Annotated in this window: 2 protein-coding genes; both read left to right on the forward strand. The window is 31.1% G+C overall.

Features of this window, described 5'->3' with window-relative positions; all coding sequences use genetic code 11:
- A partial coding sequence (locus tag ACMOUI_RS11485) for a DUF3427 domain-containing protein (protein WP_418965832.1) occupies window positions 1–625 on the forward strand: 625 nt, incomplete at its 5' end.
- A gap of 76 nt (window positions 626–701) precedes the next feature.
- Complete coding sequence (locus tag ACMOUI_RS11490) at window positions 702–1,532, forward strand: Mrp/NBP35 family ATP-binding protein (RefSeq protein WP_418965833.1); 831 nt, start codon at window positions 702–704, stop codon at window positions 1,530–1,532.
- Window positions 1,533–1,551 lie beyond the last annotated feature (19 nt).

The raw sequence follows: 1,551 nt of genomic DNA on the forward strand, positions 1-1,551 counted from the left end.
GTATGAGCCTATATTAGATTTAGGAACAAGTGTAAGTTTGAAAAATGAATTTAAAGCTAATTATCAAAAAAATAGTTACTTTAAACTATTGATAGATGATCTTATTGACTATAATTTAAACTATGTTTTAAAAAACTATAGACAAATTGGAAAAGAAACGATACAAAAATATAAAGAGTATACAAAATTAGAGGCTTTTTGGTACTTAAATTTAGATTTTAATAATGGCTATCAAGTAAGTGGTTATACAATATTTGAAGATAAAAAAAAGGTGATAATATTTATAACTTTAGATGATTCTTTGCCGTTTATAGCATATGACAATGTATTTTATGACAAACAGCGTTTTTCATGGTTTTCTAAGAACAATAGGTGTATAAGTAGAAATGGGAACCTTACGGGAGAGGGGAAGATAGCCAATAACTACTATACAATAGAGGTGTTTTTAAAGAAAAAATCAGGGGAAAACTTCTTTTATTTAGGAGAGGTTGAAAAAGTTTTAAATGCCAAGGAAACCTTAAGTGTAAAGGGAGAGCCTTTAGTTGAATATGAGCTGAGGTTAAAAGAGGAGATAGAGGATAGTCTCTATGAATATTTTAATTTTGAAAATAAAATTGACAAATAAATTAAACTATACTAGAATGTGCATAGATTGGAAAATGTAATTTTCATCAACTTTTATACTTAAAAGGAGGACAAAAATGTCAAGTTGTAATTCATGCCCATCTCAGGGATCATGTTCAAAGGACTCCACAAGTTGTGGAATTGTGAATAATCCTGCGAATAAAATAAAAAAAGTAATAGGTGTTATGAGTGGAAAAGGTGGAGTTGGAAAATCAACAGTATCTACTCTGCTTGCGAAGCAGTTAGCTAATCAAGGATATAAAGTTGGAATTATGGACGCAGATATAACAGGACCAAGTATACCAAGGCTATTGGGATTAAGTGGAGAGAGAGCTAGAGGTAAAGGGGATGATATCTATCCTGTAATAACTCAAGATGGAATAAAAGTAATGTCTTTAAATTTTTTAGTTGAAAATGAAAATGATCCAGTTTTATGGAGAGGACCAATAGTTGGAAGAGCTGTAAAACAATTCTGGGAAGATGTAATCTGGGGCGAGTTGGATTATTTAGTTATTGATATGCCACCAGGAACTGGAGATGTAGCTTTAACAGTTATGCAATCAATTCCATTAAATGGAGTTGTAATGGTATCAGTGCCACAAGATATGGTCTCTATGATAGTAGCTAAAGCTGTAAAAATGGCAAATCAAATGAATGTTGATATAGTGGGAGTAGTTGAAAATATGAGCTATGTTCTTTGTCCAGGTTGTGAAACAAAAATAAACCTATTCAATGGAGAGAGTACACACAAGTTTCTAAAAGAGAATGGATTAGCTCTTCTAGGAGAGTTACCAATGGTTTCAAGTATATGTAATCTGTCTGTTGAGGGATATGAAAAAAATAGAGATGAAATAAATAGTATTTTTAAACCAATCACTAAAAATATATTAGATAAAATAAGAGTTTAAAAGAGCCCATGGGCTCTTT

It is taken from the genome of Cetobacterium sp., from assembly GCF_048470075.1.
Lineage (GTDB): Bacteria > Fusobacteriota > Fusobacteriia > Fusobacteriales > Fusobacteriaceae > Cetobacterium_A.